General features: G+C 26.2%; 4 protein-coding genes. All 4 read right to left on the bottom strand.

Annotated features, from left to right (window positions below; all coding sequences use genetic code 11):
- The coding region (locus tag COZ07_RS04560; RefSeq protein ID WP_406607403.1) for a type II toxin-antitoxin system antitoxin SocA domain-containing protein at window positions 1-263 on the bottom strand (263 nt) is incomplete at its 3' end.
- A gap of 20 nt (window positions 264-283) precedes the next feature.
- On the bottom strand, window positions 284-481 hold the full coding sequence (locus COZ07_RS04555) for a hypothetical protein (protein WP_406607402.1): 198 nt from the start codon (window positions 479-481) through the stop codon (window positions 284-286).
- Window positions 394-762 carry a hypothetical protein gene (locus COZ07_RS04550; protein WP_406607404.1) on the bottom strand — a complete coding sequence of 123 codons (369 nt, stop codon included), beginning with the start codon at window positions 760-762 and terminating at the stop codon, window positions 394-396. The genes COZ07_RS04555 and COZ07_RS04550 overlap by 88 nt, the downstream gene beginning before the upstream one ends.
- A 22-nt stretch (window positions 763-784) precedes the next feature.
- On the bottom strand, window positions 785-1,058 hold a 274-nt coding region (locus COZ07_RS04545), incomplete at its 5' end, for a hypothetical protein (protein WP_406607401.1).

Genomic DNA, 1,058 nt, shown 5'->3' with positions numbered 1-1,058 from the left:
TTGCCTCTTGAAATAAATTCTACCAATCTTGATTTATAATTTCTCCTCTCATTATATAATTCATGTGGTACGGGTCCGTTTACCATAGCTTTATATTCAAATTCAAGAGCTGGTTTACCAATATCTTTTAAACTTAAAAAATCTAAATAAGCTAAATATTTAAACAATATTGTTTGTGATAAATATCTTCCTGTTTTATTGCAATGCTCGGTAGCAAAATAACACATAGCATTTTCACGCTTTTCTTCTCTATATGGTATCATCCAAATCACTTCCTTATTTTTTAACTGATAAGTTCTTTATAAGTAATTCTACCATAACAATTGCCTAAAAGTAAATTAAATCTATTTTCTTCTATACCTTTTTTGATATTATATCTAAAATTACATTCTTTTAAACATCTTTCAATATGTCTTGGTGAAATATAATGGTAGATCCATAAAAATGATCTTTTAAGGAACGAGAAAAATCCCTTAAACATGTTTTTATCGCATATACATCATCTAATGTTATGTTTACTTGTTTTTTCTGAGCATGCATCACTTGGTTTGAACGTATTAAATAGGAGGATTTAATAAATTGTTTAGTAAAAATATTTTTAAGACCTACTTTATTTATTTCTTTTTCAATATCTTTAACTTCTTTATCTAGTTTCTCAACTTGAAGAACCTTATTAGTTACGATATTCTCAAAGCACCAATAAAAATTATAAAAAGCTTCTTTATAAAAATCTATATTAAAAAACGTAAGGCTTAGGTGCAATATACCTTTAATATATTCTTCTCTAATTGTAGATATTGTTTTTTTCTTTTGCTAAAACTCCATAATATTTTAGAGTATTTCGAATTTCATTTTCTGAAATTTCTTTGATACTTCCTTCAAAATATTCTTTTCTTCCTTCCATCTTCAAAAGAAATGGAAAAATATTGCTCTTTTTAATTGGATCGTAAACTTCATATGTACGCATTGAAAAGCCAAACCAATCCCATGTAAAGTATCCTAAACTTGCAATATTTAATGCCATTATAAAAGTCGATATACAAACACCTGAAAAAGCA

This window comes from Candidatus Infernicultor aquiphilus (assembly GCF_002784285.1).
GTDB lineage: Bacteria > Atribacterota > Phoenicimicrobiia > Phoenicimicrobiales > Phoenicimicrobiaceae > Infernicultor > Infernicultor aquiphilus.
The sequence above is the reverse complement of the archived record's forward strand: the minus strand, read 5'-3'. Positions and strand labels throughout refer to the sequence as shown.

Excerpts from the sequence above, each read along its gene's own strand:
- COZ07_RS04555 (WP_406607402.1), bottom strand. The coding sequence starts at position 481 with ATGTTTAAGGGATTTTTCTCGTTCCTTAAAAGATCATTTTTATGGATC.